Source organism: Pseudomonas versuta (assembly GCF_001294575.1).
GTDB classification, from domain to species: Bacteria; Pseudomonadota; Gammaproteobacteria; order Pseudomonadales; family Pseudomonadaceae; genus Aquipseudomonas; species Aquipseudomonas versuta.
Genome location: NZ_CP012676.1, coordinates 2,177,894 through 2,204,565 on the forward strand (window position 1 = coordinate 2,177,894; position 26,672 = coordinate 2,204,565).

At 51.0% G+C, this 26,672-nt stretch carries 23 protein-coding genes and 1 pseudogene; 18 read left to right on the forward strand and 6 right to left on the reverse strand.

From position 1 onward, the window contains the following. Position 1: 1 nt before the first annotated feature. On the forward strand, positions 2-1,363 hold the full coding sequence (locus AOC04_RS09690) for a c-type cytochrome (protein WP_060692820.1): 1,362 nt from the start codon (positions 2-4) through the stop codon (positions 1,361-1,363). 167 nt (positions 1,364-1,530) lie between these two features. Here the strand turns inward: AOC04_RS09690 and AOC04_RS09695 are convergent. Then, positions 1,531-1,761, reverse strand: a pseudogene (locus AOC04_RS09695) (PLP-dependent transferase); the annotation flags it as partial. A 241-nt stretch (positions 1,762-2,002) separates the two neighbouring features. On the opposite strand from AOC04_RS09695, the gene AOC04_RS09700 reads away from it, so the two are divergent. Next, complete coding sequence (locus AOC04_RS09700) at positions 2,003-3,142, forward strand: lactonase family protein (RefSeq protein WP_060692826.1); 1,140 nt, start codon at positions 2,003-2,005, stop codon at positions 3,140-3,142. Positions 3,143-3,203: 61 nt separating this feature from the next. On the opposite strand, the gene AOC04_RS09705 is transcribed toward AOC04_RS09700, so the two are convergent. Next, positions 3,204-4,994, reverse strand: coding sequence for a putative bifunctional diguanylate cyclase/phosphodiesterase (locus tag AOC04_RS09705; RefSeq protein ID WP_060692828.1), 1,791 nt, complete (start codon positions 4,992-4,994; stop codon positions 3,204-3,206). A 384-nt stretch (positions 4,995-5,378) separates the two neighbouring features. Continuing rightward, a complete protein-coding gene (locus AOC04_RS09710; RefSeq protein ID WP_060692830.1) occupies positions 5,379-5,786 on the reverse strand; it encodes a helix-turn-helix domain-containing protein in 408 nt (135 codons plus the stop codon). Positions 5,787-5,866: 80 nt separating this feature from the next. Between AOC04_RS09710 and AOC04_RS09715 the strand changes: the two genes are divergently transcribed. Beyond that, entirely contained in the window at positions 5,867-6,361 is a 495-nt protein-coding gene (locus AOC04_RS09715) for a DUF2938 domain-containing protein (protein ID WP_060692832.1), read from the forward strand. 19 nt (positions 6,362-6,380) lie between these two features. Here AOC04_RS09715 and AOC04_RS23945 read toward each other — a convergent pair whose 3' ends face one another. The 3 genes from AOC04_RS23945 to AOC04_RS09725 form a co-directional block, all read right to left on the reverse strand. Then, positions 6,381-6,545, reverse strand: a complete 165-nt coding sequence (locus AOC04_RS23945) for a hypothetical protein (RefSeq protein WP_167344880.1) — start codon at positions 6,543-6,545, stop codon at positions 6,381-6,383. Between the two features lie 358 nt (positions 6,546-6,903). Continuing rightward, positions 6,904-8,178 carry a Y-family DNA polymerase gene (locus tag AOC04_RS09720; protein WP_060692834.1) on the reverse strand — a complete coding sequence of 425 codons (1,275 nt, stop codon included), beginning with the start codon at positions 8,176-8,178 and terminating at the stop codon, positions 6,904-6,906. Continuing rightward, positions 8,168-8,596: a LexA family protein gene (locus tag AOC04_RS09725; RefSeq protein ID WP_060692835.1), complete on the reverse strand. Its 429-nt coding sequence runs from the start codon at positions 8,594-8,596 to the stop codon at positions 8,168-8,170. Before AOC04_RS09725 ends, AOC04_RS09720 begins: the two co-directional genes overlap by 11 nt. 1,007 nt (positions 8,597-9,603) lie before the next feature. Here AOC04_RS09725 and AOC04_RS09730 point away from each other — a divergent pair. From AOC04_RS09730 to AOC04_RS09790, 15 genes are all read left to right on the forward strand, one after another. After that, positions 9,604-10,044, forward strand: a complete 441-nt coding sequence (locus tag AOC04_RS09730) for a low molecular weight protein-tyrosine-phosphatase (protein ID WP_125863024.1) — start codon at positions 9,604-9,606, stop codon at positions 10,042-10,044. Between the two features lie 40 nt (positions 10,045-10,084). After that, positions 10,085-12,313 carry a polysaccharide biosynthesis tyrosine autokinase gene (locus AOC04_RS09735; protein WP_060692839.1) on the forward strand — a complete coding sequence of 743 codons (2,229 nt, stop codon included), beginning with the start codon at positions 10,085-10,087 and terminating at the stop codon, positions 12,311-12,313. A 299-nt stretch (positions 12,314-12,612) separates the two neighbouring features. Then, positions 12,613-13,746 (forward strand): non-hydrolyzing UDP-N-acetylglucosamine 2-epimerase, encoded by a 1,134-nt coding sequence (wecB, locus tag AOC04_RS09740; protein ID WP_060692841.1) that lies wholly within the window; start codon positions 12,613-12,615, stop codon positions 13,744-13,746. A gap of 54 nt (positions 13,747-13,800) precedes the next feature. Continuing rightward, the gene (gene wecC / locus AOC04_RS09745; RefSeq protein WP_060692843.1) at positions 13,801-15,063 is read left to right on the forward strand and encodes a UDP-N-acetyl-D-mannosamine dehydrogenase; all 1,263 of its coding nucleotides are present in this window, start codon (positions 13,801-13,803) and stop codon (positions 15,061-15,063) included. Between the two features lie 113 nt (positions 15,064-15,176). Further along, complete coding sequence (locus tag AOC04_RS09750; protein WP_060692844.1) at positions 15,177-16,253, forward strand: hypothetical protein; 1,077 nt, start codon at positions 15,177-15,179, stop codon at positions 16,251-16,253. After that, positions 16,250-17,443 carry a hypothetical protein gene (locus tag AOC04_RS23790; protein WP_125878523.1) on the forward strand — a complete coding sequence of 398 codons (1,194 nt, stop codon included), beginning with the start codon at positions 16,250-16,252 and terminating at the stop codon, positions 17,441-17,443. The genes AOC04_RS09750 and AOC04_RS23790 overlap by 4 nt, the downstream gene beginning before the upstream one ends. Beyond that, positions 17,436-17,996: an LbetaH domain-containing protein gene (locus AOC04_RS09755; protein WP_060692846.1), complete on the forward strand. Its 561-nt coding sequence runs from the start codon at positions 17,436-17,438 to the stop codon at positions 17,994-17,996. The genes AOC04_RS23790 and AOC04_RS09755 overlap by 8 nt, the downstream gene beginning before the upstream one ends. Then, positions 17,993-18,994, forward strand: a complete 1,002-nt coding sequence (locus tag AOC04_RS09760) for a glycosyltransferase (protein WP_060692849.1) — start codon at positions 17,993-17,995, stop codon at positions 18,992-18,994. Before AOC04_RS09755 ends, AOC04_RS09760 begins: the two co-directional genes overlap by 4 nt. Positions 18,995-19,140: 146 nt before the next feature. Next, positions 19,141-19,842, forward strand: coding sequence for a WecB/TagA/CpsF family glycosyltransferase (locus AOC04_RS09765; RefSeq protein ID WP_269465022.1), 702 nt, complete (start codon positions 19,141-19,143; stop codon positions 19,840-19,842). Positions 19,843-20,097: 255 nt separating this feature from the next. After that, on the forward strand, positions 20,098-20,487 hold the full coding sequence (locus tag AOC04_RS23445) for a hypothetical protein (protein ID WP_237178902.1): 390 nt from the start codon (positions 20,098-20,100) through the stop codon (positions 20,485-20,487). An 87-nt stretch (positions 20,488-20,574) separates the two neighbouring features. Beyond that, positions 20,575-21,687 carry a polysaccharide biosynthesis/export family protein gene (locus tag AOC04_RS09770; protein WP_073514926.1) on the forward strand — a complete coding sequence of 371 codons (1,113 nt, stop codon included), beginning with the start codon at positions 20,575-20,577 and terminating at the stop codon, positions 21,685-21,687. A 13-nt stretch (positions 21,688-21,700) separates the two neighbouring features. Continuing rightward, positions 21,701-22,360, forward strand: coding sequence for a YjbF family lipoprotein (locus tag AOC04_RS09775; protein ID WP_060692854.1), 660 nt, complete (start codon positions 21,701-21,703; stop codon positions 22,358-22,360). Further along, the gene (locus tag AOC04_RS09780) at positions 22,357-23,124 is read left to right on the forward strand and encodes a capsule biosynthesis GfcC family protein (protein WP_060692856.1); all 768 of its coding nucleotides are present in this window, start codon (positions 22,357-22,359) and stop codon (positions 23,122-23,124) included. The genes AOC04_RS09775 and AOC04_RS09780 overlap by 4 nt, the downstream gene beginning before the upstream one ends. Continuing rightward, entirely contained in the window at positions 23,121-25,202 is a 2,082-nt protein-coding gene (locus tag AOC04_RS09785; RefSeq protein WP_060692858.1) for a YjbH domain-containing protein, read from the forward strand. Before AOC04_RS09780 ends, AOC04_RS09785 begins: the two co-directional genes overlap by 4 nt. Before the next feature lie 591 nt (positions 25,203-25,793). After that, on the forward strand, positions 25,794-26,498 hold the full coding sequence (locus tag AOC04_RS09790) for a helix-turn-helix domain-containing protein (protein ID WP_060692859.1): 705 nt from the start codon (positions 25,794-25,796) through the stop codon (positions 26,496-26,498). Positions 26,499-26,672: the final 174 nt, after the last annotated feature.

Below are 26,672 nucleotides of genomic sequence, written 5' to 3' on the forward strand. Positions count from 1 at the left end.
CATGAACTGGAGTCTTACTTCCCTTACCGCGATGATGCTGCTGGCACTCAACGTCAATGCAGCCGATGACGCACAGATCAAGCGTGGCCAGTACCTGTCCACTGCCGGTGACTGCGTTGCCTGCCACAGCGTGCCCGGCGGCAAGCCGTTTGCCGGGGGCCTGGCGCTGCCTACGCCGATCGGCGACATCATCGCCACCAACATCACCCCGTCGAAAACCGCCGGTATCGGCAACTACAGCCTGGAGCAGTTCAGCGATGCCCTGCGCAAGGGCGTGCGTGCCGATGGCCAGCATCTTTATCCCGCCATGCCTTACACCGCTTACGCCAAAGTCAGCGATGAAGATATCAAGGATATGTACGCCTACTTCATGAACGCAGTGGAGCCGGTGGATGCACCGACCAAAGCCACCGACCTGCCGTTTCCGTTCAACATTCGCCTGTCCATGGCCGCGTGGAACCTGTTGTTTCTCGACAACAGCACCTTCGTTGCCGATACCGGCCGCGGTCCCGAGTGGAACCGTGGTGCCTATCTGGTCCAGGGCCTGACCCACTGCAGCACCTGCCACACCCCGCGCAATCTGCTGATGGCCGAAGTGGCATCCAAAGAACTGGCGGGCGGCGATGTGGGAACCTGGCACGCGCCCAACATCACCTCCGACCTCAACAGCGGTATCGGTGGCTGGGACAATTCTGAGCTGGTGGCGTACCTGAAAACCGGCGAAGCCCGGGGCAAGGCACAAGCTGCCGGGCCGATGGCCGAAGCCGTGGATCACAGCCTGCAACACCTGAGCGACAGCGACCTCAAGGCCATTGCCGTTTACCTCAAGGCCCTGCCTGCGCAGCACAACCCGGCTGACAGCAAACCGGTGTATGCCCTGGGTCAAGCCACCGACGAGCTGAACAGCATCCGTGGCGTAGCGTTGCCGGCTGATGGCGACAAAATGACCGGTGCCCAGATCTACGATGCCTATTGCAGTTCCTGCCACCAGGCCCAGGGCCAGGGCAGCTTCGAAGGCGGACTGCCCTCGTTGTTGCACAACACCGCGGTCGGACGCAGCAATCCGGCCAACCTGGTGATGGTGATTCTGGAAGGCGTGAAACGGGGTGCTGATGGCCAGGACATCCGCATGCAAGGTTTCGAAAAGACCTTGAGCGACCAGCAGGTAGCGACACTGGCGACCTGGCTGACCGGACAATACGGCAACCCACAGGTCAACGTCAGCGCGGCCCAGGTCAAGCAAACCCGCGCAGGCGGCCCCGTCTCGCACCTCGCCACCCTGGCCCGAGGCGCGATGGCTGCAGGCGTCATCGTCTTGATCCTGCTGGTGGTATGGCGAGTACGCCGTAAACGCCGGAGCTGACCCGTAGGAGCCAGCTTGCTCGCGATGTCATCACGCACATCGCTGGCAAGCCAGCTCCCACATTTTCCTGGAGCGAGCCCCTCCTGTAGGAGCGAGCCTGCTCGCGAGCTCTTCATTGCCTGGCAAGCTCGCTCCTACAGAGGGCGGTAGAGCTGCGTATCCGCCAATCACAAGGCTCGTGCGCGGCCGCCTGCAGCGGCAAACCCGTGCTGCAGATCCTCGATCAGCTCGGCGACATCTTCAAGCCCGACATGCAGGCGCAACACCGGGTTCAGCGCGCGATCCAGGGCGCTTTCGCTGTCCTTGAGGTCGGCGACAATCACCAGGCTTTCGTAACCACCCCACGAAGCGCCCAGTCCAAACAGTTGCAACGCATCAATAAAGCGCGGTTTTACCGTCTGCCATTCAGGCTTGTGCCGTTGCATCTGCTTAACGTCATCGCGCTGGCGAATACCGCAAGTTGCTGGAAGGGATACGCCGGGCGGCGCGGGACCGCCGGGGCTGTCGGCATAGAGGGTGCTTGTGATAAAGCATCGCGGGCACCGGCGGCACTCGACAAACAGATTGACATAACAACGGTAGCCACCTAACAATCAAGCGAAGAGGTACGACAACATATAACAATAAGGAAACCTTGCGATGCTTCGAGCTATACCCCTGAAAACCCTGGCCGGCGCCGTTCTTATGAGCCTCACTCCGCTGAGCTGGGCCAGTAGCTATGTCTACGTATCCAATGCTATCGACGGCACCCTCAGCAGTTATACGTTGACTGCACAAGGCCAACTGCAACCCCTGGCCACCACCGAAGCCGGTCCGGGCGTCATGCCGCTGGCCCTGAGCCCCGATCACAGCAAGCTCTATGCTTCCATTCGCGGCAAACCTTATGCCTTGGCCACCTTCGCTATCGACCCTGAGAGCGGCGCCCTCAAGCACCTGAAAAACTCGACCGTGGCCGACAGCCTGGCCTATATCTCGACCGACAAGAACGGTCACTACCTGTTGGGTGCCTCGTACGGCGAGGATCTGGTCAGCGTTAATAAGATCGATAACGACGGCGTTGTCAGCGATGACGTGCAGCAAGTGATCAAGACCGGGCCCAATGCGCATTCGATTATTGTCGATGGCACCAACCGCTTCGTATACGCCGCCAATCTGGGTGCCGATCACCTGCTGGAATTCAAGTTCGACGCCGCCAGCGGCAAGCTCACGGCCCTGGGTCAGGTCAAGCTGCCTGAAGGCAGCGGTCCACGTCACCCGGTGATTTCACCAGACAATCGTTTCCTCTATTTGCTTAACGAAATGGCGGGCAGTGTCACCACCTTTGCCATCGACCCGAAGACCGGGCGCCTGACCGGGCTCGCGGACGTCGGCGCGATACCGGCGGACTCTGGCCTGGTACGCGGGGTCGCCCGGCCCATGATCAAGCCCGGCCAGCCGACACCACCGCCACTGGCGCCCAATCTGATATGGGCCGCGGATATCAAGCTGACCCCGGACGGACGCTACCTGTATACCTCCGAGCGCACGGGCAGCACGGTCAGCGTGTTTGCCATCGACAGCAAGACGGGGCTGCCCGGCTTTGTGCAGAACATTAAAGTCGAGCAACAACCACGGGGTATTGCAGTCGATCCCTCGGGGCAATGGTTGCTGGTGAGCGGGGAGAAAAGCCCGCAGGTCGGGGTGTATGCCATTAACCCCAAAGACGGCACCCTCACCCGCCACGCCACTGCGCCTTCGGGCAAAGGCGCGAACTGGGTCCAGGTGGTGAGTTACCCCTGACCCTGGCTAATCGCTGGCGCAGGTGGCACCAGCGATTAGCGGTTTGGGGTGCTGGCCAGGTTCAAATAAAACTGCGCGGCTGGCGCAGCAGCGGCTCCAGTTCGTTTGTCGGCAAGGGTCGGCAAAACAGAAAGCCCTGCACCTGGTCGCAACCGTTGTCGGTCAAAAAAGCCAGCTGCTCGCGGGTTTCCACACCTTCAGCAATGACCTGCAGATCAAGGCTGTGGGCCAGTTCAATGATGGTCCGGGCGATGGCCGCGTCCTGAGGATTGTTGGTGACCTCGCGAATGAATGCGATGTCGATTTTCAGCTTGTCGATGGGGAAACGGCTCAAATACGCGAGGCTCGAATAGCCTGTACCAAAGTCATCAATCGAGATCTTTACCCCGGTATCCCTGAGCTTTAGCAGGCTGGCGATGGTATGCGGCGTGTTGACCATCAGCGAGCTTTCGGTCAGCTCGACCTCCAGCCATTTGGCTTCTACGTGATGGTCTTCAAGCGCGCGCCGGATGTCATGGACCAAATCGCCGTCGATGAGCTGTTGCGCCGACACGTTCACCGCCACCTGCACCGGCCCCAGGCCCGAACTCTTCCACAGGGCAATCTGCCGGCAAACAGTGTCGAGAACCCACTGCCCTACCCGGGAAATAAGCCCCAGGCTCTCAAGAACGGGGACGAACACGCCCGGGGAAATTGCGGCGAGCCCCGGGCGCGGCCAGCGCAATAACGCCTCGACCCCGCAGATCTGGCCATCTGCGAGGCCAATCTTCGGTTGATAGAACACCTCGAATGCCTGCTTGCTCACCGCCTCGCCCAGCGCGGCTACCAGCTCCTGGCGCGCCAGAACATCCACATTCATTTGCGCGGTGTAAAAACGGTAGGTATCGCGCCCTACCTGTTTGGCACGGTGCATCGCGGTATTGGCCTGCTTGATCAGGCGGTGCGCATCCGAGCCATCATCGGGGTACAGGGCAATCCCGATACTGGCCGTCATCGGCACCTCCTGGTCGAGAATGCTGAAAGGCTCGTGCAGCACTTCACGTATCCGGTCAACCATCTGCTGAGCATTGGATTGACCTTCACGTAACATCAGGATCAACCCGAACTCTTCGCCCCCCATACGGCCCAGGGTGTCACTGACATTCAGGCAACTGCCCAGACGCTGGCCGAGTTCGGTCAACATCCGGTGCCCCTGCTCCTGGCCCCAGGTGTCATTGACACGCTTGAAGTCGTTGAGATCGACAATAAACACTGCCAATTGCCAGCCCCTGACCTCTGCCTGGGTCAGGCCCATGTGCAATGTGGTGTAAAAAAGCTGGCGATTGGGCAGGCCGGTCAAGCTGTCGTAGTGGGTCATATGCAGCAGGTGCTTATCGGAGTCGCTCTGCGTGCGCGCCTGCTCCAGGTCGGTGCTGCACTTATCCAGCCGCTCTTCGAGCATCAGGCTGTGGTCGGCCTGATAGTCGCCAAATGCGGTGAGCCGCAACAAATTGCGCACCCGCAACCACAGCTCAGTACTGACTACCGGCTTACCGAGAAAGTCCTCGGCGCCGGCTTCCAGGCCCGCGATGCGAGCTTTTTGATCACTTTGCGCAGAGAGCATGATGATCGGAATATTGGCGGTGGCAGAATTGCTCTTGAAGTGGCGGGCGACTGCGTAGCCATCCATGTCCGGCAGCTGGATATCGAGCAGGATCAGATCCGGCGCGTGCTGCATCACCATGGCCAGCGCCTCTTTACCGGACCCGGCCGTCAGGGTCTGATACCCCTGCCCTCGCAACAGAACTTCAAGCAGCTTTCGAACATGTACATCGTTGTCAACGATCAGCAACGTGGCGGGCATGGCGGACATGTATAGCCCTCAAGAAATGCGGTTGTTTAGGCAAACCGGGGCCACCTGATGGCGGAGCGTTTCCGGTGGGACGTTAAAGTCTTAATCACGCTTTTTTCTTCGGGCGCCGCACTGCAAAAACAGACGCTGCTGAAGACGGCGCCCTGAAGCCTGCCGGTCTTGAGCAGGTTTTTTGTCAACGCAATTCAATAGTCTTTTCGAGGCGGGGTCGCAGCTGTGCGGGGCTAACGTGCAGGCTGCCTGCCCATTGGTTCGAACTCCGTCAACAACCTGCGAATCTGCGTACTAGAAATGGAGTAAAGCACCGTTATGGGCATTGCACCACGGGCGTTTCGTCAAAGCAGCGCAGCCGCTCTAACACAGCCACGGGCAGGTGCTACACCCTCAGCTTCGGGGCCCGCTGCCCCGTGCCGCCGCCTTGAGCAGCAACTGAAAACTCGGACATTCCACGTGCCGCTCCGCAGGACACACCGCAGCACGTCGCAGCTCATCACGGGCAGCACTGAGCCGCGCAATTACCTGTTCCAGCTCATCGGCCTTGTCCAGTAATTGCACGCGATCAAGCGCGGGCCTGCCATCCGCGCCGACCATAAGCGCAATATCTTCCAATGAAAAAGTCAGCCCCTGGGCCAGGGCAATCAGTGACAGTTTATCCAGCACATCAGGGGCAAACACCCGGCTTTGGCCGCGTCGCCCTATAGAGCGGACAAGCCCCTTTTCTTCGTAGTAGCGCAACGTCGATGCCGGGACACCCGAACGCCTCGCTACTTCACCAATGACCAGCTCTTTCATGGTTGACCTCAAGTCGACTTGAACTTGCACACTTGTTGATTCAAGCAATCACTAGCCACGTCCAGCAAGGGGTATTTGAAATGACCATGGTCGAACTCTTTATTAACGCAACCGGAGTGGGCATAGGCGCGACCCTGTTCATGGACCTTGTGGCCGTGATCAAGAAGCAGGTATTTAACGTGCCATCGCTGGACTACAGACTCGTAGGCCGCTGGCTGGGACATATGCTGCAGGGGCAATTCACACACGCGTCGATTGCCGGCGCAGCCCCTGTCCCCTGCGAACGCCTGCTCGGCTGGGCCTTGCATTACCTGACGGGCATTATTTTCGCCGGGTTACTCGTGGCCGTTGCGGGCAGCGCCTGGCTCGAACATCCGACCCTGCTGCCCGCACTGTTCACAGGCATCCTCAGCGTGGCTGCACCCTGGCTGATCATGCAACCCGCATGGGGCATGGGCCTGGCAGCGGCCAACACCGCCAGACCGTGGGTGGCACGACAAAGAAGCCTGGTCACCCACCTGACCTTTGGCCTTGGGCTGTATATAACCTGCCTGGCCTTCGTCAAACACCTCTAGGTGCTACCGAAGCCAGCAACTAGCGCGGACCGCCCGGACCGCCACCGCCATATTGACCACCACCACCACCACCACCATGCCCCCCGCCATGGCCACCGCCTGGCGGCATAAACATCCAGCAGCCCGACAAGGACGACACCACAACCGCTACAAGGACGGCTTTAACGACAGACTTCAACTTCATTACTGCACTCTCACATCAACAGAAAACAACGCCGCCTTATACCAAGGCCGGCATCGCCCGCATCCAACATTTACCTAACTTCACATACCTTGTAGCCACAGAGACCCGGGAACCGCACCAACCTTTGTGGGAGCCTGGCTTGCCCGCGATGGCAGCACCGCGATCCGGCAGGCATACCGGGTTGCCTGCATCGCTGGCAATCGGGCGTCGAGTGGCGCTCCCACAGATACCGGGAACCTGCACCAACCTTTGTGGGAGCCGGGCTTGCCCGCGGTGGCAGCACCGCGATCCGGCAGGCATACCGGGTTGCCTGCTCTCACAAAAGGAAGGCACACCTGCCCCCCCACTCGTGCTGCTCTTATGACACCCGCCAAAGCTGATCCAGCCGAGAGGTATAACCCTGACTCATCAGCTCCCGACGCATGCCCCATGCAGGATTCACCGGCACGCTGGCAGCCCGTAGCGTGCCCCGCCCCCAACGCTGGTTAATCTCATCCAGCACCGACATCACCTTCGTCGCCTGCACCGGCTGGTTAATTGCAAACAAATCATCGGAAAACTCCCCCGGTTGACGCAGATCCAGCAGCATCACTTCAGCCTTGCTGTACCTGAAACCCGGCTGAAACACGCTGTCTACCGCATCAACCGCTGCCTTTGTCAGCAGCCGTACATCATCGGTCGGGTATGGCAGCGTCACCACCACCCCCCTGGCGTATTTGGCTTCGTCAGGGTTGAACATGCCCGTGCGAATACTTACTCGCACCTTAGTGCAATAAGAGTTCTGCGCGCGGAGCTTTTCCGAGGCCCGCATCATATAAGTCGCCACCGCCTCTTTAATTGGTGCCACCGTCGTCAGACGCTGGCCAAACATGCGGCTGCAACATATTTCCTGCTTCGGCGGATCAGGCTCATCCAGCTCCAGACACGGTGTGCCCGCCAGCTCCCGGGCAGTTTTCTCGATCACCACGCTGAACTTCTTGCGCAGCATCCACGGCTCTGCGCTGGCCAGGTCCATGGCCGTGCGAATGCCCATGCCTTCCAGGTGAGCCGTCATGCGCCGCCCTACCCCCCACACTTCGCTCACCGCCGTATTGCGCAACACCCAGTGCCGCTGGTGTTCAGTGCACAGGTTGACCACCCCTCCGGTTTGCGCCTGCAGCCGCTTGGCCGTGTGATTGGCCAGCTTGGCCAGGGTTTTGGTATGGGCAATCCCGACCCCTACCGGAATCCCGGTGCACTGCAGGATCCGGCTGCGCAACTGGCAGCCCAGGGCGTTGACATCGGCAATGCCGGTCAGGTCCGCAAAACACTCATCGATGCTATAGACCTCCACCGCCGGCACCTGCGACTCGATCAGGCTCATCACCCGCTCGCTCATATCGCCGTACAACGCATAGTTGGACGAAAACGCCACAATGCCCAACTGCTCCAGGCGGTGCCTGATCTGAAAGTAAGGCTCGCCCATCTTGATATGGGGTTTGGCGTCATAACTGCGGGCGATGACACAGCCATCGTTATTGCTCAGCACCACAATGGGTACTTTCGCCAGATCCGGGCGAAACACTCGCTCACAACTGGCATAAAAGCTGTTGCAATCGATCAGGGCGAAAACCGGATCAACCTTAATGCTCATGGCTGCGCACGGTATAAGTGATCACACCCCAAATCGAAAGGTCATCACCTTCCATAACATGGCGGTCCGGGTATCTGGGGTTCTCCGAACCCAGGATGACCTTCTTGCCCCGCAGGCACAGGCGCTTACAGAGCGGATCATTATTGAGCAGCGCCACTACCACATGCCCGTGGGCAGGCTCGATCGAGCGGTCAACCACTGCCACATCCCCGGGGAAAATCCCGACACCCTGCATGCTGTCGCCATCGATCGTTACCAGATACACATGCGCAGCCCGCACGTTCAGCATCTCGTCCATCGAGATTTTCTTCTCCATATGATCGGTGGCCGGTGACGGAAAACCGGCAGGAATTCTGAACGAGTACATCGGCAGGCGAATGCCACCTTCAGCAAGAGGACCCAAAACAGTGAAGCCCATGACACGCGCCCTTATTAAGCTGTATGAATATACAGTTAACTGCCTAGAGCGAATCCGGTCAATTGCTCAGGCCGACATTTCGACGGATGGGCCATAACCGCTCAGCGGGCATGGCAGCGTTGAAGCCCCCCCACAACCCAGAGCGCTGACAAGGCGGCTCGAACCCCCAAATGACACGGAACAACCGAATAACGCCCCCATATCACCTATCGATACTAAGTACGAACGCCCAAACTTAATGCATTGAATAAGTACAGTGAGTTATTAACGTGCGCTCAAGAGCATATCCATATGACCGAACAGTTACCCGTCAATTACCGCTTATCGCTGCAGATATTCTTCAAGAGCGGAACAGTGGTGCCAAATTGATATCACCTTAACTTAGGCCATTCAAATGAGCGTTTAACTTCTAACTGCCATGCCTCGCACAAGTTGATGACTGGCAGCACAGCAGCCTGCCTGAAGGAGGCCAGCCCAAAGCCGTCAACCCGTCTACCCCGCCCTGCGCACCCCTGTCACCACAGAAACGAAGGTTTCAAAAAATTAGCCGCTGTGTTAGGCCCCCTGGCAGTCAAAAACCCACTGAACACACTGAAAACCAAGGGAAAATGCAATGCAGCGCAATACCATGGGGCTGCCTGCATGACATTTCCCAGTCCGAAAATGTTATTTTTAGTCAGGAATAAGAAGATGAAATGTTATTTATTGTCCGCCAATAAAGATTGAAAACGCCTATATATAGCGTCTGCTGGCCCGTGCGGTATATAAAGGTTGATATTGCCAACCCTTCGCAGTTAATATTTTCGCATCTACAAGTTCACACCGCCCTTTTATCAGCATTAAAAGAGGGGCAACTGTTGCCTCCCACAGGCCATTGACCCATCAAACATGATGTGCGCATAGCCCTTATTGGCGGACACAGCCCATTTCCGAGAATGGAAATAGCGGACGTGACGATAGTTAAGTGCTCTCGCCGGCTGAGCATGTTTGGCACAAAGGAAGCTGCCTTGTTTAAACGAATCATGATCGTCTGCGTCGGCAATATTTGTCGCAGCCCCACCGCAGAACATCTCCTGCGGGTCGCCCTTGCACCCTCCGACATCGTCGTGAGCTCCGCAGGGCTTGGCGCACTCAAAAATAAACCCATCGAAGCAACCGCGCGCTCAATTCTTGAGGAGCACGGGCACGTCCTGAGCGACCACAGCGGCCGCCAATTGAACTCTGCGCTGATCAACGAGTCTGACCTCATCCTCGTGATGGAGAAAAACCACATTGACGGCGTGCTGAGCATTGCCCCCGAAGCACGAGGCAAAGTATTCCTGCTGGGCAAATGGCAAGACAACCGCGAAATCCCCGACCCATACCGTCAAGGCAAGCCTGCCTTTGTGCACGCGTATGCGCTGATCGATGCCGCCGTAAATGCATGGGCCCAGCGGATTAAACGCTGAGCTATTTTTCGAATTATCTGTGAAGAAAAAGAATCGACTTATGCAGCAAGCACCCGTGACAAAGCCCCACGACCAAGAAGACGATAGTGACGACATTGACCTGATGGGTCTGCTGGGCACCCTGCTCGATCATAAATGGTTGATCGCAGGTGTGACCGGGGCGTTTATGGCTGCGGGGGTTGCCTACGCCCTGCTGGCTACACCGGTGTACCAAGCGAATGCGCTGATCCAGGTTGAAGCCAAGAAGAATGATCCACTGGGGTTTTCTGATATCGGCAGCATGCTGGGTAAAGAGTCTCCATCGGCCACAGAAATTGAGCTGATCAAGTCACGTACAAATATCGGCGCAGCAATTGATAACCTGCAACTGGATATCGAGGTTGAGCCCAACTACTTCCCATTGATCGGCGAATTTATAGCGCGACGCTTTACACCCTCTGCGGAAAACAACGTAGCGAGCCCGCTGCTTGGAATGAACAGTTTTGCTTGGGGCGGTGAGCAACTAAAGCTTGCCCAATTAGAATTGCCTAAAGAGTTGCTAGGCGAAGAGCTGAGCCTGGTCACCGGTGAAGCAGGAAGCTTTAGTCTATTCGATGAAGACAACAACTTATTGATCAAAGGCCAAGTGGGGCAGAGCTACAGCCAAAATGGCATCAGCATTCAGGTTGAAGTGCTTAAGGCAAACCCTGGCACTACCTTCAGTGTGACCCGCTACCCACGTCTGACAACAATTTTACGTTACCAGAAAGTACTGGACGTCTCAGAGCGCGGCAAAGAGTCCGGCATGATCGGAATAGCCCTTGAGAGCGAAGAACCCGATATTGCAATCAATACCCTGAATGAAATCGCACGCCTTTATGTGCAGCAAAATATTGAGCGTACTTCCGCAGAAGCAGCACAAAGCTTAGGCTTCCTCAAAGATCAAATACCGCAAGTGCGCAAGGATCTTGAAAAAGCCGAAAACGCATTAAATCAGTTTCAGATACGCAGCAAGTCTATCGACATCAGTCTCGAAGCCAAGGCCATCCTTGACCAGATCGTCGCACTTGATACCAGCATATCAACCCTGAAGCTGCAGCAGGCCGAGATGGACCGTAAGTTCACTCCCCAGCACCCAGCTTATCGAGCATTAATGGGGCAACTCGCAGAGCTGACAGGTAAACAGCAGCGCTTAGCAAAACAAGTCGAAGGCTTACCTACAACCCAGCAAGAACTGCTAAGTCTGACCCGCGATTTAAAAGTCAGCACAGAAATTTATACCCAACTGCTTAATAAGTCTCAGGAACTGGATGTGATGCGTGCCGGTGCTGTTGGCAACGTTCGCCTGATAGATACCGCAGATGTGGACCTGCGCAATCCGGTAAAACCGAAAAAAGCATTGATCGTGCTAATGGCAACTCTCTTAGGCGCTTTTTTGGCCATTGGTTATGTGCTATTTCGCAAAGCACTCAACCGTGGTGTTCAAAATCCGGATGACATCGAAAAACTAGGTTTACCGGTATATGCGTCTATTCCTTTCAGCTCCTTGCAAAAAGTTGAGGACGAAAAAAGTCCTGGCGGTCGCGGGACACGTATCACCCCGCTACTGGCGAGCAGTCATCCAACTGATCTTGCAATTGAAGGGCTACGCAGCCTGCGTACCAGCCTGCACTTCGCAATGCTGGAAGCAAATAACAACCGACTGATGATTTCTGGCCCTAGCCCTAAAGTCGGTAAATCTTTCGTTTCCGCCAACCTTGCGGCAGTTATTGCACAATCTGGCCAACGCGTATTGCTGGTCGATGTAGATATGCGCAAAGGCTATATCCACAAAATGTTTGGTATCCCGGTAGATAACGGCCTTTCTGATCTGCTGGCCAAACGCTGCGACCTCGATACGGCAACACACAAAACAGACATAGAAAACCTCGACGTGATCGGGCGCGGGCAAGTTCCGCCGAATCCGTCCGAATTACTGATGCACAAAAACTTTAGCGAGTTCCTGGATCAGATCAGTGCAAGGTACGACCAAGTGATTCTCGATACTCCGCCGTTTCTGGCAGTGACCGACGCTGCAATTGTCGGTCGACAATCTGGCACGAACCTGATTGTGACCCGCTTTGAGCTAAATCCGGCGCGTGAAGTTGAATTGACCATGCGACGCTTTGCACAGAATGGAATTGAACTTAAAGGCGCTATTTTTAATGGCGTCGAAAAACGCGCATCAGCCAAATATGGCTATGGCGCATATGGTTATTATAACTACGAGTACAAGTCTGACAGCGTTTAATACGTCTGACTTTTCGAATATATTCGAGCACCCAACTAGTGAAGCGGTGCTCTCATTTTTACCGCAATACAAAATTCCTACAATCGTGCAGCTCTCAGGGACTAGCAAATAATCTTGGGGCGGTAGCATGCCTAAACGGCCTGCTGAGGTAGCACAAAGTGGGCAATATGAGCTTATTGATTGTTAAAACCAAACCTCGACTGAAATCAGTACGCGACTTAACCTGCGTACAGTCTCATGTAGTAATTCATTCTCAGATATCCGTCATATAACTCACGAGCACATTAATGAAACGTTCAATGAAAACCCTGTGTATTTTTGGTACTCGTCCTGAAGCCATTAAAATGGCCCCGCTCGTACTAGCACTGGCGGCAGACGAACGTTTCGAGGCCAAGGTCTGCGTTACAGGCCAGCACCGCGAAATGCTTGATCAGGTACTGGAATTATTTTCCATAACACCAGAATTTGACTTAGACATAATGAAGCCTGGGCAAGATCTCACAGGTGTAACAACTGCAATTTTGCAAGGCATGAAAGCTGTACTGGAAGAGTTCAAGCCGGATATTGTTTTGGTTCACGGGGATACGGCTACAACATTTGCAGCGAGTCTTGCTGCTTACTACCAACAGATTCCAGTAGCGCACGTAGAGGCAGGTTTACGAACAGGCAACCTTTACTCTCCTTGGCCGGAGGAAGGGAATCGTAAACTCACAGGTGCATTGGCAAGAATAAATTTCGCCCCTACTGAAACTTCAAAAGATAACCTGCTGCGCGAAGGCATTTCCTCAGACAATATCGTAGTTACAGGTAATACAGTAATTGATGCTTTACTGGATGTTGTTAAGCGCCTCGATCAAGACTCAAAATTATTAGCACAGGCTGCTGCCCCCGCTGCTTTTCTAGACCCAACTCGTAAACTGGTCCTGGTAACCGGCCATCGCCGTGAAAGCTTTGGAGATGGATTCGAACGCATCTGCCACGCGCTGATAGAAGTAGCTCAACAACATCCAGAAGTAGATATTGTATACCCTGTGCACTTAAATCCTAATGTACGCGAACCCGTAAATCGCCTACTAAATGGTATTAGAAATATATATCTAATTGCACCTCTGGACTACCTGCCTTTCGTCCATATGATGACTCGCGCCCACATCATCTTGACTGACTCTGGTGGTATTCAGGAGGAAGCACCATCGCTGGGTAAGCCTGTGCTGGTCATGCGTGAAACAACAGAGAGGCCAGAAGCAGTCTCAGCAGGTACAGTGAAACTGGTTGGAACTGACACAGCCGATATTGTGCGCGAAATAAACCGTTTGCTGATAGACACAGCCGCTTATCGCGACATGAGTTATGCCCATAACCCGTATGGCGACGGCAATGCGTGTCAACGCATTTTAGAGGCGCTGATACATTATCACTCTGATGCAAAGTAATTCCGCACCCCTATTCATCACCAATTAGTAATCAATCTCTGTCAAGGATGCTCCATGCCTTTTACAACCATTTCTGTCATTGGTCTCGGCTATATCGGTTTACCCACCGCAGCAGTTTTTGCATCGCGCAAAAAAAAGGTTATCGGAGTTGACGTCAATCAGAAAGCAGTCGACATTATTAATCGCGGGCAAATTCATATTGTTGAGCCAGATCTGGACATGGTTGTTCATGCCGCTGTGACTGAAGGTTACTTGCGCGCAACGACTCAACCAGAGCCCGCAGATGCCTTTCTCATTGCCGTACCTACACCTTTCAAAGACGACTACGAACCAGATCTTGGATATATTGAATCCGCCAGCAAAAGCATTGCCCCAGTACTTAAGAAGGGGGATCTTGTAATCCTTGAATCTACATCGCCAGTGGGTGCAACAGAGCAAATGTCAGCTTGGCTTTCCGAGGCACGGCCAGATCTGACGTTTCCACAAACTCATGGCGAAGACTCAGACATTCGCATTGCTCACTGTCCAGAGCGTGTACTACCGGGGCATGTACTACAAGAATTGGTACAGAATGACCGCGTAATTGGAGGTATGACTCCGAAGTGTTCAGCACTGGCGATTAGTCTGTATAAGATATTTGTACAAGGTGAGTGCATTGTCACAAATGCTCGTACTGCAGAAATGTGCAAGCTCACCGAAAATAGTTCTCGTGATGTAAGTATCGCCTTTGCCAACGAACTTTCGATGATTTGTGACAAACTTGATATTAACGTCTGGGAATTAATACGCCTAGCCAATCGCCACCCTCGTGTAAACATCCTGCAACCTGGGCCAGGCGTAGGCGGTCATTGTATTGCAGTGGACCCTTGGTTTATTGTGAGTAAAACGCCGGAGCAGGCCCGCCTAATACGGACTGCGCGAGAAGTGAATGACAGCAAGCCTCTATGGGTAATAGAAAAAGTTAAAATTGCAGTCGCTGAATATCTGCAAGCCAACCCAAGTAAAACCTCAAAAGAAGTAACTATTGCTTGTTTTGGATTGGCGTTCAAGCCTGATATAGACGATCTGCGAGAAAGTCCTGCTCTGTTCATCACTAAGAAGATTGCAGACACCCACCCAGGCAAAGTCATGGTTGTGGAACCTAATATCCAAACACTCCCTAACAACTTAAAGGATATACTCTCTTTAGTGGATATAGCCACAGCCCTTAAGACAGCAGATATTACGATAGTACTAGTTGACCATAAAGAATTTAAAGAGTCCAAATCAAAGTTTGCGTCCGCCACACACTTAATTGACACGCGCGGACTAATCTAAACAGCAGACAAGAACCCAAGGCCAAAGTTAAAATCTAACTTTGGCCATTATAAATACTTATGCAAACAAACAAACTCTAGAATTAAGCGCCATATAAAGATGAGAAGTATACAATGCGTCACCTAATTCGGCTTTGCATAGACCAAGGGCTTTCTTCACTATCTCTTTTTATGTTCTCCATAACATTAGCCCGTGAATTTGGAGCAGCCGAGTTCTCAACCTATGCGGTCGCGCTAAGCACAAGCTTGATGGTAATGGCGATTTTCAATTCTGCATATATAGAACCTACAGCATTTAAAGATAGTGATGGTATATCTAGAAGAACCGTAGCCACAAAAATCTTGACCCTAACATTAACAACATCTATTGCGTGTCTTTTCTTCATAGATAAAACACAATTTTTCTCGGTTTTTTCGTTCGTTGCAGGTAGTTCTACGCTGTATGCTGTAAGAAGAATTAAAGCATTGAACGGAGAGCAAAACAAACTCACCATAATATCCACAACCAGCTTCGCCTTGACAATTCTGGCACTATTGGTCCTTGACTACAAACAGGCCCCACTTAGTTTGTGGCTAATTACTTATGGACTAATAGGCGTATCGTATATATTTTTCATCCCAGAAACTAAACACAAAAGTAAAACATCACCACCTGCAGACTTTAAGAGCTTGTTTATAGCTATAATGTTCTGGGTATGCAGTAATTATTTTTTCTATTACCTCCCCGCTATTGGCCGAGCTGTCGAAGGCGGCCAGCTTAGAATCATATACACTTTGTTTATGCCTATACTTCAAGCAGGAACAATAGCGGGATCTATTTATATTTCTAAAAAATCCTCACGCAAAATAGTTCTCCCTGCAACAATATTCATCACTATCATTTACGGCCTAATGTTAATAGCAGTAGGACCTGACACCATATTTAAAATCACTAACATCCCAATAAGCAGAGTTGAATTACTATTTGCAACGATTATGGTCGTAGCTAATAGTAGTGCTGGATTGCAATCGATCTCTATGCGCATGCAAAATTGTGTAAAACCACTCCTAGCCTCCAGCACCCTATCCGCCGCTGCGTTGATCTCGCTTGGATTCCTAGCTGACGACCTAAACAAGATTATGATGTGCATAACACTAAGCTTTTTACTAAGCACTACTCTATCGCAAGCCATTAGGCACATGCAAAAGTGAAAATCTCAAAAATAATTACAGCCGCCATAGTTTTATTCTCATTTGACAGTCTCATAAAAATCACATTTGACGACTTCAGAATCCATATATCACACTTACTTATACTTGGTGCGCTCTTATTGTGCACAATATCTTCGAAAAAATGGGCAGTACCGTATGCACGGAGCAACAAAACGATAATACTCTTACTTGCATACTTACTACTCCATGCATTTATTGCAACAGATCTAAAAACTTATGTAATAGTACTATCATACTTCCTCCTAGCAGTGATAATGCATATAGCAATTTTCACATATTCGCAAAAAATAAATTTTAGCTACTTTTTCAAAATATCTCTTTTGATTTTAATTATCACTGGATTAGCTCAATTTATATTGCAACATGTATTTAACTTTCAAATCTCACTCGGAGGCCTTTCAGAGGAATATTACAATAATGGTGGCAGCATTGTTGACCGCATGCGAGGATTATTCCTTGAGCCCAACTGGTACGGCCTCTACTTAGCGGCATGCCTAATAGGTTACATAACAACAACACGCGTCAGAAAAAACCACACGTGGATTATATTGGCTTCCTTGATCTGCTTATACTTAAGCGGCAATCGGCTAACACTATATTTTTCGCTCATCTCTATCGCAGCTTTTTTCTACGAAAAGCACGCACACCGAATTCCAAGACTGGTACTTATATGCGCCTGTTTGGCACCTATAGCCTTTTTGATTGCATTAACCTTTAGTAGTTCTTTGTCAGAGTCATTTGGAGAAGACCGTTCTGCGTCAGCGAGAAGCGTAACAGCCCTAAAAACTGCGACCTACATGCAAAGTAACTTTTCCTTTCCGTCATTATTATTGGGGAATGGATTATCGACATGGGGAGAAATTTCCTTTCAAGCAAATCTATCCTCTCGTGCCGATTCCGAAAAAAGCAAAACTGCAAGAGACACTAGCGAATCATATGTTATTTTGTTCGAACTCGGCATAATCGGCGCAATATTATTCCTTCTTGATTTTTATGCCGTATGCAACCTTTGCAAAAAAAGACCCGAAGGTTCACAAATGATGATCCTGGCGTCTTTAATATTCAGCGCAGCATTTTATTATCCAATATTTTATTTTATGATGTATCTCGCACCATACTTCGCTGCCAGAACCTACTGCTCCTTAAGAAGTGGAGAACCCAATGTTTAATCGCATAAGAGCCGACCTCGTTTTTATAGCTAAAAACAAAGGTTTAAACTGCAATCTCGTTAATCACCTCAGATGTGCTCTTTCGCCCTCTTTCATTTGCTCTTCCCTTTATAGAACATCACACAAAATACACACACTAAAAATCCCGATACTTGCAAAAGTATTCTGGTGGATCAATTTTATTTTATTCAAAGTCGACATTGACTACAGAGCAAAACTTTGCCTCGGGATATACATGCCTCACCCCATAGGTATTGTAATCGGAGACGGAGTGTACTCGTCTGCAAATTTAAAAATCATGCAAGGTAGTACTCTGGGGGGGAGTTTAGGACAGAGCGCCATATTTGATGGCACAACAATAAAGCAACCTCACTTTTTAGCTGATAGCTTTATTGGTATAAACTCAGTAATTGTCGGGCCACTTATTTTTGAGGACAGCATATTCGTTGCCGCCAACTCAACAATAACAAAACAAATAGAGTCAGGTTTTTTATACGGATCAAACAAGCAAAAACCACTTAATACTCTCCACAAAGAGAGCCTTTTCATATGAAAAAAGTATTACATCTTATAAATGACGCTACTCCCTCTAGAGGAGGCGCGCAAAAAATACTCGCCATTTTAAGAGAAGATGAACTGAATCAAGGGAAAGAAACCTTTAGCTTCAGTAAATACAGAAATGACAAAATACAGAACCAAAAAAACTTTATAGGCGGTAGAGGCTGGATTATAAAAGTTTTACGCGCATCAATTAAAATCAGACCAGAATGGATCATTATCCACTCACGGTTTTATTTGCCTTTAGTGCCTTTTTTTACACTATTTGGCATCAAAAGCTGCTTTTACGCACATGCTAACTACAAATCAGCCCCTTACTTGTTTAAACTTTTCAAAACTACTTCTTATATTGCAGTCTCGGAAACCGTACAAGAGAACCTGATAGGTGCAGGTGTACCTATAAAAAAAGTAAATCTAATTAAAAACCCTATAACTCCAAGCGCTATCGCATTCCCCAAGTACCCATCGACAAGCATTAACCTAAGCTATGTTGGAGGCCTTCATGCCTGGAAAGGAGTCCTCAATCTTATTGATTACATCTCTATTTCCGACCTTGACATCCGGCTAATCATCATTGGTGACGGGCCTTTAAAGCACCAAATAATAGATCGAATAAAGCTACTCCCTAGCAATATTAAAATCGAACTACTTGGCGAAGTTAACAACCCATTTTCAAGAATCGAACATTGCCATATCAATGTAATGCCTTCTATAGAAGAAGGCTTTGGACTCGTAGCTATAGAGTCAATGTATCACGGAAGAGTACTTATTCACTCGGATGCACCTGCACTAACCGAAATATGCAGAAACGACCGTTTGTCATTTTCTTTTAGTCACTCATCCCCCTCTTCCTTTTCAATAGCGCTATGTAACGCCATAAAAATTATACAAACCGAAATTTCGCCATATACTTTAGAAAAAAGAAGCGAACTAATTCTTGAAAACTATGGTGAAAATAAATTCTTAGACGATTACCGCACCGCCTTAAAGTAAGCAACTTGGTTTTTTATTCAGCTTCTTAATGTTGTAAAAACAGGTAGCACCTTTGCTATACCAAGTTACACCTCACCAACTCAGGATCACTGCGTTTCGATATGAAGAGAATAACTGTACTAGGCTGCCCGATGGACGTCGCTTCCATGGGCGATACGGTCGAAACTATTCGAAGTTCGATCGCAAAGGGTCACTTCACCCAGCACGTGGTTGTGAATGTCGCCAAACTTGTAAATATGCGTGACGACCCTCAACTTAAAGAGTCTGTTCATTCATGTGACATCATTAATATTGATGGCATGGGCGTGGTATTAGGCGCTCGATTTCTCGGCCACTCCGTGCCAGAGCGGGTTGCAGGTGTCGACCTGTTTCATGAACTGCTGAAAATGAGTGAGGCCAACCAGTATTCAGTATTTTTATTGGGCGCAAGAGACGAAGTAGTTTCAACCGCCACCAATAATGTATTGGCGCTCTACCCAAGACTAAAAGTAGCTGGTTATCATCACGGCTATTTCTGGGATGACGAGGCCGCACTGGTCGAGAAGGTTCGCGCTTCCGGTGCGCAGTTGTTGTTTGTTGCTATCACCTCACCGAAGAAGGAAAACTTCATTAACCGCTGGCGTGACCAGTTGGGTGTCGACTTCGTGATGGGTGTAGGCGGAACCTTCGACGTGGTCGCAGGCAAAGTCAAGCGAGCTCCGAAGTGGATGCAACAATACGGTTTGGAATGGCTGTACCGTGTCATTCAGGAACCTAGCCGGATGTGGAAACGCTACCTCAGTACCAACCTGAAGTTCGCAGCATTGCTGGCCAAAGAGAAAATTAAGCCCCTGGCTGACAGAAAATGAATGTTACTGTCACAATAAGAACTTATCTTCGTAGTGGAAAGATAACAAGCAACTCGCACGGCTGATACTAGTGCAGCCCTAGATTTTTCAGCATTAAAAAGGCTACGCAGCCCTGGATGTCTGCACTCGCAGCGAGTAGGCTGGAATTGCTAGCGATGTTATAAAACGTCAGTAACCATTCTCGCCCTGCACAGGTATTCTTGAAGCGTTATTGCGAATTATAATGCCTGTACAGACTTCGCTTGATTGGTACCCATGGCGTTCGTAGTAGTGTGTTTACCGACTCAAGTCTCAATGACAATACAGACGATTTATCAAAAGGATTTATCTATGAACAAATTTCTCGTTTCCGCATTTGCTCTGACCCTAAGCGCATCGGCTTTCGCTGTTGAACCTGTTCCAGTTGCTGTAGCCCCAGCTGCAGATGCGTCTGTCGATGCTGATGTTGCTGCCGCTGAATCCTTGGAAACTACAACCGGCGTTTTGGGCGGAGTTAGCACCGCAACAGCCGTTGGCGCAGGCGTTGCAGTAGCTGCTGGTGCTGCCGCAATTGCTGCAGGCGGTGGTGGCGGTGGCGGCAGCAATGGCGGTACTACAGGTACTACAGGTACCACCGGCACTACAGGCACCACCGGCACAAGGTAAACACCTGGTCAGGATGACGGGAAATAACTACCTGGATTTTTCCAGGTATTTGATTTTGATGTGTTTCTTTTACAAGTGTCCTCAATGATGATTCGTAGTTTGTCGCTCGCGGTACTTGCAGGGCTCGCCCTGCAAGGTTGTATGTTTGCGCCCGGTCAATACCTGGACACCAGTGAAATCGGTACTGAAGGCTCTCCAGAAAGCAGTCGGGTCGAGTTGATTCCCATCACTCCCAAGCTGATCGCGCAAAACGCGGCGACACACGTCTCAAGCTCGGTGCCAGCAGAATTGCTGGCATTCAAGCCGCAGGCTTACAGGATCGGGGCCAATGACGTGTTGTACATCACGGTTTGGGACCATCCTGAGTTGACAGCACCTTCAGGGCCGCAACAACAGATTGACGCGAACGGTCGCTTGGTGCGCCCGGATGGCACAATCTTTTATCCCTACATTGGCAAGCTCGACGCGGCGGGTAAAACCATCGAAGAACTGCGTTCGACCATTGCTCAACGCTTGGCGCAATACGTTGATAGCCCACAAGTAGACTTGAGCGTATTACGCTTTGCTAGTCAAAAAGCGATTCTAGCGGGCGCTGTGGTCAAGGCCGGGCCAGTACCTATTACAACCTCCCCACTTAGCGTTGTCGAGGCAATAGGGGCCGCAGAAATTGACCCTCTCAATGCCGATTTATCCGGACTGGTTCTTACCCGGGATGGCAGAGAATATGTACTGGATCTGGATACTCTCAATAGCCAAGGGTCGCAGTTGCAGAACGTATTTCTGAAAGATGGCGACCAGTTATACCTGCCCTACAACGATCGTAAAAAGATTTATGTGATGGGTGAGGTACTGGTGCCGCAGGCGATCAGATTCAGAACAAAACACATGAACCTTGCGGACGTAGTCGGCTCGGTTGGCGGGCTCAATCAAACCACTTCCAATGGTAATGCGCTGTATGTCATTCGTGGTGCAGACAACATTGAGACCGAGCCGGCCAAGGTGTTTCAGCTGGACGCGCAGTCACCTACCGCTTTTGCGATTGCCAACCGCTTTGAACTCAAGCCCCAGGACATCGTTTACGTTGGCCCGGCTCAGGTAACGCGCTGGAACCGTTTGATCAGCCAACTGCTACCATCGGCGACCATTCTCGGTACCGGCGCTGCCGCAGGTAACAACCTCAGTGAAGCCAACAGCCGATAAGGTTTGAGCCGTTTTGAAAACTCTTCGTAACCGCTCATGCCTGGTGGCGTGCTTGTTGCTGTGTGGCTGCAGCCCGCTGATGAAAGGCTCTCTGGACACCTTCAAAGCTACTGTCCACAACGTTGAGCCGCTGCAAGTTACAGCGGCCGACGTCGCAAAGGTGCCGTTTGCGCAAATCAAGGTCACCACCCCTTCTAGCGAAGGTGTAATGGCCAAACTTCGTCAGCTGGGCGATCTGCAGTTCTGGGTCGCCTCTGGCAAGCAAGTGTTACTGATGCGCGACGGTCTGGTAGTGCGCTCCATAGGACTGCAACCAAGTTTGGATGGCACCCGTTTCGACGGAGAGTCGCCGTTCAAGCGAGGCTTACAGCATGTGGTTGACGGTGAAACCAGTACCCGCTGGATTGATATCTATGAAGGCGAGCAAGTCGGCCTGATGGTCAACAGCCGCTTTATCCGCAAAGGTCTGGAAACCGTGACCATCGTCGATCAGCGCTACGTGGCACAGCGGATTGACGAGGAGTTCGAGATCCCTGCCTTGGGGTTTAAGGCAACCAACCGTTATTGGGTCCGGCCAGACGATGGCCTGGTGCTGCAGAGCAGACAGTATCTGACGCCGGAGCTTGAGTTGAAAATTGTGCACCTGCGTCCTGACTGGGAGAGCTCCCGGTGAAGCATTTGAAAAAACTGACCCTATTCCTGTTGCTCAGCCATGGCGCACTTAGCCACGCCGATGTGACAGTAAGCGGTGATGCAGCGAAGCCGGGGACCTTCCCTTTTACTCCGGGCTCGCGCTTGCTGGATGTGGTCAAGCAAGCCAGGCCTAATCCTGAAAGCTACTGGTTCGCCGCTGCCTGGTTGCACCAGCCATTGCTGGAGCAACAGACACGGTTGAAAGCCGGAGTGCTTTTCGACCTGAAAATGCTGCAACGTGGCGCGCTGTTAAACAACAACAGCACCCTTGCAGCCCTGGCTGCACGTCTGTTTGAAGATGTGAGCCAAATGCCCGTTACTGGTCGCAAGGTCGCTGTACTTGACCCGGTTGCGCTGGAAGTTGGTTTTGCCCGCAACTATGCGCTCAGTGATGGTGATCAGCTTGTTTACCCGGCTCGCACCAATACCGTCAAAGTAGTCGGAGCTGTGGAGAAACCTTGCACCCTGCCCTATCAGGTGCAGCAAGAAGCACGTGATTACCTGGACAACTGCCCGGCATTACCAGAGGCAGAAGCTGACTATCTGTGGCTGATCCATCCGGACGGCAAATACCGTCGTGTCGCTATCGCCGCTTGGAATCGCGAGGACGGGGTGCATGCCACCGCCGGCAGCACGATTCTTGTGCCTGTGCGCAACGACATTCCCGATTTGCCCACGCCTGATTTGAATGAGCAATTGGCCCAGTTTCTCGCCACTCAACCGTTGGCCGAGGTTGCACCTTGAAGTTACGTTTTGCTGTTGTTGTATTACTGCCTTACAGCCTGGCCCATGCAGAGCCACGCTATACCCAAAATGATTTCGGTGGTGTGGGCCTGTTGCAAACCCCTACGGCACGCATGGCTCCTGCTGGTGAGTTGAGTTTGAACGCCAACCGTACAGATCCTTACTCGCGTTATAGCTTATCTTTACAACCGCTGGACTGGCTGGAAGGTACATTCCGCTATACCGCGTTTAGCAACCGCAAGTACGGCGTTGAGGCGCTTAGCGGAAGTCAAAGCTATAAGGATAAAGCAGTTGATGCTAAAGCACGTTTATGGCAAGAGACTCATTGGTTACCAGAAATTGCATTAGGCTTTCGAGATATCGGTGGTACAGGGCTTTTTTCCAGTGAGTACTTTGTAGCAAACAAGCGCTTTAACAACCTGGACTTTAGTCTAGGTATTGCTTGGGGTTATATCGGTAACCGTGGGGATTTTGATAACCCACTAGGCTACATAGATGGTCGCTTTGAAACAAGACCAACTAGTTCTACCGCTGGCAATGTAAATACAAGCTCGTACTTTAGAGGGTCCCCATCTTTGTTTGGCGGTGTCACGTACCAAACTCCTTGGACTCCATTAAGTATGAAGTTCGAGTTCGATGGCAATGACTACAAACATGAACCATTAAATAGCAGCTTGAAACAGGACTCCCCCATAAATATTGGCGCAGTCTATAAACTTAATGAAAACATTGACCTTACTGCTGGATGGGAACGCGGCAATACCGCGCTATTCGGCATCACGCTGCATACCAACTTTGTTAGTCGCAAGGCACCAGCCAAAACCTACGATCCACCTGCCGAGCCGCTACCTTCTAAAGCACCGACCACGCCATTGAATCAGGTTGACTGGGCAGAGGTTTCGAAAAAGCTGGAAAACAACGCTGGCTATAAAGTGGAACGAATTGCTCAGCGTGATTCAGAACTGATGGTGTACGGCGAGCAATCGAAGTACTTCTATCCGGCCAAGGCCGTGGGAAGAGCCAGCAGGATTTTGGACAATACTGCGAATGACGATATTCAGTGGTTCACGATGGTTGGGAAGCGTTATGGCATGCCAGTTGAAGAAACCAGCGTGCCGCGCAAAACGTTCCGCGACGTAGTCAACAACGAACAGGATCTGGTTGCCCTGCACCGCACTGCCGAGATTAACCGGGCCGATCCGCATGTGGAGAACACACTGTACAGCCAGAAAGCTGATCCTTTTACCTATGGTTTCGGTTTGGGATATCAACAGAACCTCGGCGGCCCCGACGGATTTCTTCTGTACCAGATCAATGCCTATGCAGAAGGCCAATACCGATTTACTCCTGGTACCTGGGCAAGTGGTGGCATCAGCGCCAACCTGCTGAACAATTATGACAAATTTAAATACGACGCCCCAAGCAACCTGCCGCGAGTGCGTACGGATATACGTCAATACGTCACCACTTCCGAAGTGACTATGCCAGCACTGCAATTGAACCACGCTCAAAAACTGGGCCAGGATTTATATGGCATGGTCTACGGCGGTTATCTCGAACCCATGTACGCAGGTGTCGGCGGCGAGTTGCTATACCGTCCGATGGGCGAGCGCTGGTCGATTGGAGCCGATTTGAATTATGTGAGCCAGCGTGAGTTTGATCAGGGTTTTGGACTGCGGGACTACAGAACGCTGACCGGTCACGTAACTACCTACACCAAACTGCCATTCGACCTTGATGCAGCAGTAAGTGTCGGTCGTTATCTGGCACGCGACTGGGGCACCACAATCGATATCTCACGCGAATTCGGCAATGGCGTGAAATTCGGTGGCTGGGTGACACGAACTACTGCTTCTGCAGAAGAATATGGTGAAGGTAGCTTCGACAAAGGGATTTATATCTCTATTCCATTCGACGAAATGATGAGCGTATCCACCATGAGCCGCGCCAACATAGCGTGGGCGCCACTTACTCGAGACGGTGGCGCGATGCTTCATCGCCAATACTCGTTGCACACGATGACTGATGGCAGAAACCGGGATGCATTCTATGAAAACATCGAAAAAATCACAGAGTGAATGAACATCACCAATAGTTGATGATTTGGCAAGGTACTTGAATTTTACCGTATCCGTGCTGGTCTGCAGCAGCAGCCAGCACTCGCAACCTATTACGGAAGTTTTTGCTCTGGAAGACCAAGTGCTTCATCCCCTGCAAGCTTGCCTGCCCTGTCAACGAGTAGTCACGCTTCCTCTGCAGATCAAGCCCCACTGGACAGAACTGACTACAAGCATCAACGGATGTTCAGAAATATGCCTAAGCGTCTTTTCTAATGCAGAGATGCTCTCTTTGCAAGGTAACGACCAATTCCTGAGGCGTTGTGAGCATACTGCGTATGACCTGGGCCTTACGTAGATAACCACTCGAAATGCGTTAAAAACGTCTAACCGAATACGGTACAAGCTAGAATCATGCCTTCCACGCAATTCAAAATCCTCGGCCGTGTACGTCATCTGGCAGTGTGCAGTGAACACCTCTCTAGGTTATGACCTGTGGACAGACTTTCATCGAGCTATGAAATGCACACCCCCTAATGTTATAAATTGTCGGTTTTCACATGGGCGGGTATGGCAAAATCAGGCCGCCTCTAGGTATTTGGGTTAGGTGATATGCTTTCCGCAGGATACAAGGTCGATTTAAATACAGCTTCCGTATTGAGTTGTATACAAACTGAAGCGCTTAATGACGATATTAAAAAGCTTATCTCTTCAGACGCTAAGCATATAGACGCCTACGATTACGTAAAAGCCAAGGAGCATAATTTTTACGGCACAAGTGCATTTTTTATAGAGGTAGGATTATCGGAAAACGTCATTGACAGTTTTGAATTAGTTAAAAAATTCCGCCAGGTCAATCAAACAGCTTGTATCTTCATATTGGCAACCTATACCAAATCTTTTTCAAGTATAAATTATTACCTTGCCGGGGCGGACCACTGTATAAAATTGCCAACAGATCCTGATGAAAAGTCAAAGCTCTTAATGCGTACAATCAACGAGTCACACTGGAAGAAAAAAACTCAGTTATTCCTTGACCGTACACGACTTTTATTAAGCACCAACACCAGCAAACTTGAAATTTCGTACACCGAAATGATCATCATTGATGCACTGCTGCGAGCACCAAATCATGCGATGAGTCAGGATGACATTGCAAAAACACTTGACCCAAATATCGTCTTTTATGATCCAAGGGCCTTGGAAAAAACCATCAGCCGCTTAAGAACCAAAATAAAAAAAGCTTACCATCTAGAACTTATATTCAGTATTCGAGCATTTGGTTATCGACTGCGTAGGGAGACGGTTTCGGGATAATATATATTTTCAAATCTCATAGCAACGAACCGAAAAGGTTTACCAGAGATTCGTGGCTCTGTGATGGTGAAATATATGATGCCGGATTTACCGTATCAACAGTGACACAGGGATGTAGTTAAATTATGAAACCTGAGTTTAAAATTGTTAATCACGCGCCCTATATAAATGGAT

What these genes read in the sequence shown, in the direction of transcription:
- AOC04_RS09760 (WP_060692849.1), top strand. Translation starts at nt 17,993, where the DNA reads ATGAAAAAAGTATTACATCTTATAAATGACGCTACTCCCTCTAGAGGA.
- AOC04_RS09720 (WP_060692834.1), bottom strand. Translation starts at nt 8,178, where the DNA reads ATGAGCATTAAGGTTGATCCGGTTTTCGCCCTGATCGATTGCAACAGC.
- AOC04_RS09705 (WP_060692828.1), bottom strand. Translation starts at nt 4,994, where the DNA reads ATGTCCGCCATGCCCGCCACGTTGCTGATCGTTGACAACGATGTACAT.
- AOC04_RS09690 (WP_060692820.1), top strand. Translation starts at nt 2, where the DNA reads ATGAACTGGAGTCTTACTTCCCTTACCGCGATGATGCTGCTGGCACTC.
- AOC04_RS09710 (WP_060692830.1), bottom strand. Translation starts at nt 5,786, where the DNA reads ATGAAAGAGCTGGTCATTGGTGAAGTAGCGAGGCGTTCGGGTGTCCCG.
- AOC04_RS09770 (WP_073514926.1), top strand. Translation starts at nt 20,575, where the DNA reads ATGATTCGTAGTTTGTCGCTCGCGGTACTTGCAGGGCTCGCCCTGCAA.
- AOC04_RS09700 (WP_060692826.1), top strand. Translation starts at nt 2,003, where the DNA reads ATGCTTCGAGCTATACCCCTGAAAACCCTGGCCGGCGCCGTTCTTATG.
- AOC04_RS09765 (WP_269465022.1), top strand. Translation starts at nt 19,141, where the DNA reads ATGGGCGATACGGTCGAAACTATTCGAAGTTCGATCGCAAAGGGTCAC.
- AOC04_RS23945 (WP_167344880.1), bottom strand. Translation starts at nt 6,545, where the DNA reads ATGAAGTTGAAGTCTGTCGTTAAAGCCGTCCTTGTAGCGGTTGTGGTG.
- AOC04_RS09735 (WP_060692839.1), top strand. Translation starts at nt 10,085, where the DNA reads ATGCAGCAAGCACCCGTGACAAAGCCCCACGACCAAGAAGACGATAGT.
- AOC04_RS09790 (WP_060692859.1), top strand. Translation starts at nt 25,794, where the DNA reads ATGCTTTCCGCAGGATACAAGGTCGATTTAAATACAGCTTCCGTATTG.
- AOC04_RS23445 (WP_237178902.1), top strand. Translation starts at nt 20,098, where the DNA reads ATGGCGTTCGTAGTAGTGTGTTTACCGACTCAAGTCTCAATGACAATA.
- AOC04_RS09715 (WP_060692832.1), top strand. Translation starts at nt 5,867, where the DNA reads ATGACCATGGTCGAACTCTTTATTAACGCAACCGGAGTGGGCATAGGC.
- AOC04_RS09755 (WP_060692846.1), top strand. Translation starts at nt 17,436, where the DNA reads ATGTTTAATCGCATAAGAGCCGACCTCGTTTTTATAGCTAAAAACAAA.
- wecB (WP_060692841.1), top strand. Translation starts at nt 12,613, where the DNA reads ATGAAAACCCTGTGTATTTTTGGTACTCGTCCTGAAGCCATTAAAATG.
- AOC04_RS09725 (WP_060692835.1), bottom strand. Translation starts at nt 8,596, where the DNA reads ATGGGCTTCACTGTTTTGGGTCCTCTTGCTGAAGGTGGCATTCGCCTG.
- AOC04_RS09750 (WP_060692844.1), top strand. Translation starts at nt 15,177, where the DNA reads ATGCGTCACCTAATTCGGCTTTGCATAGACCAAGGGCTTTCTTCACTA.
- wecC (WP_060692843.1), top strand. Translation starts at nt 13,801, where the DNA reads ATGCCTTTTACAACCATTTCTGTCATTGGTCTCGGCTATATCGGTTTA.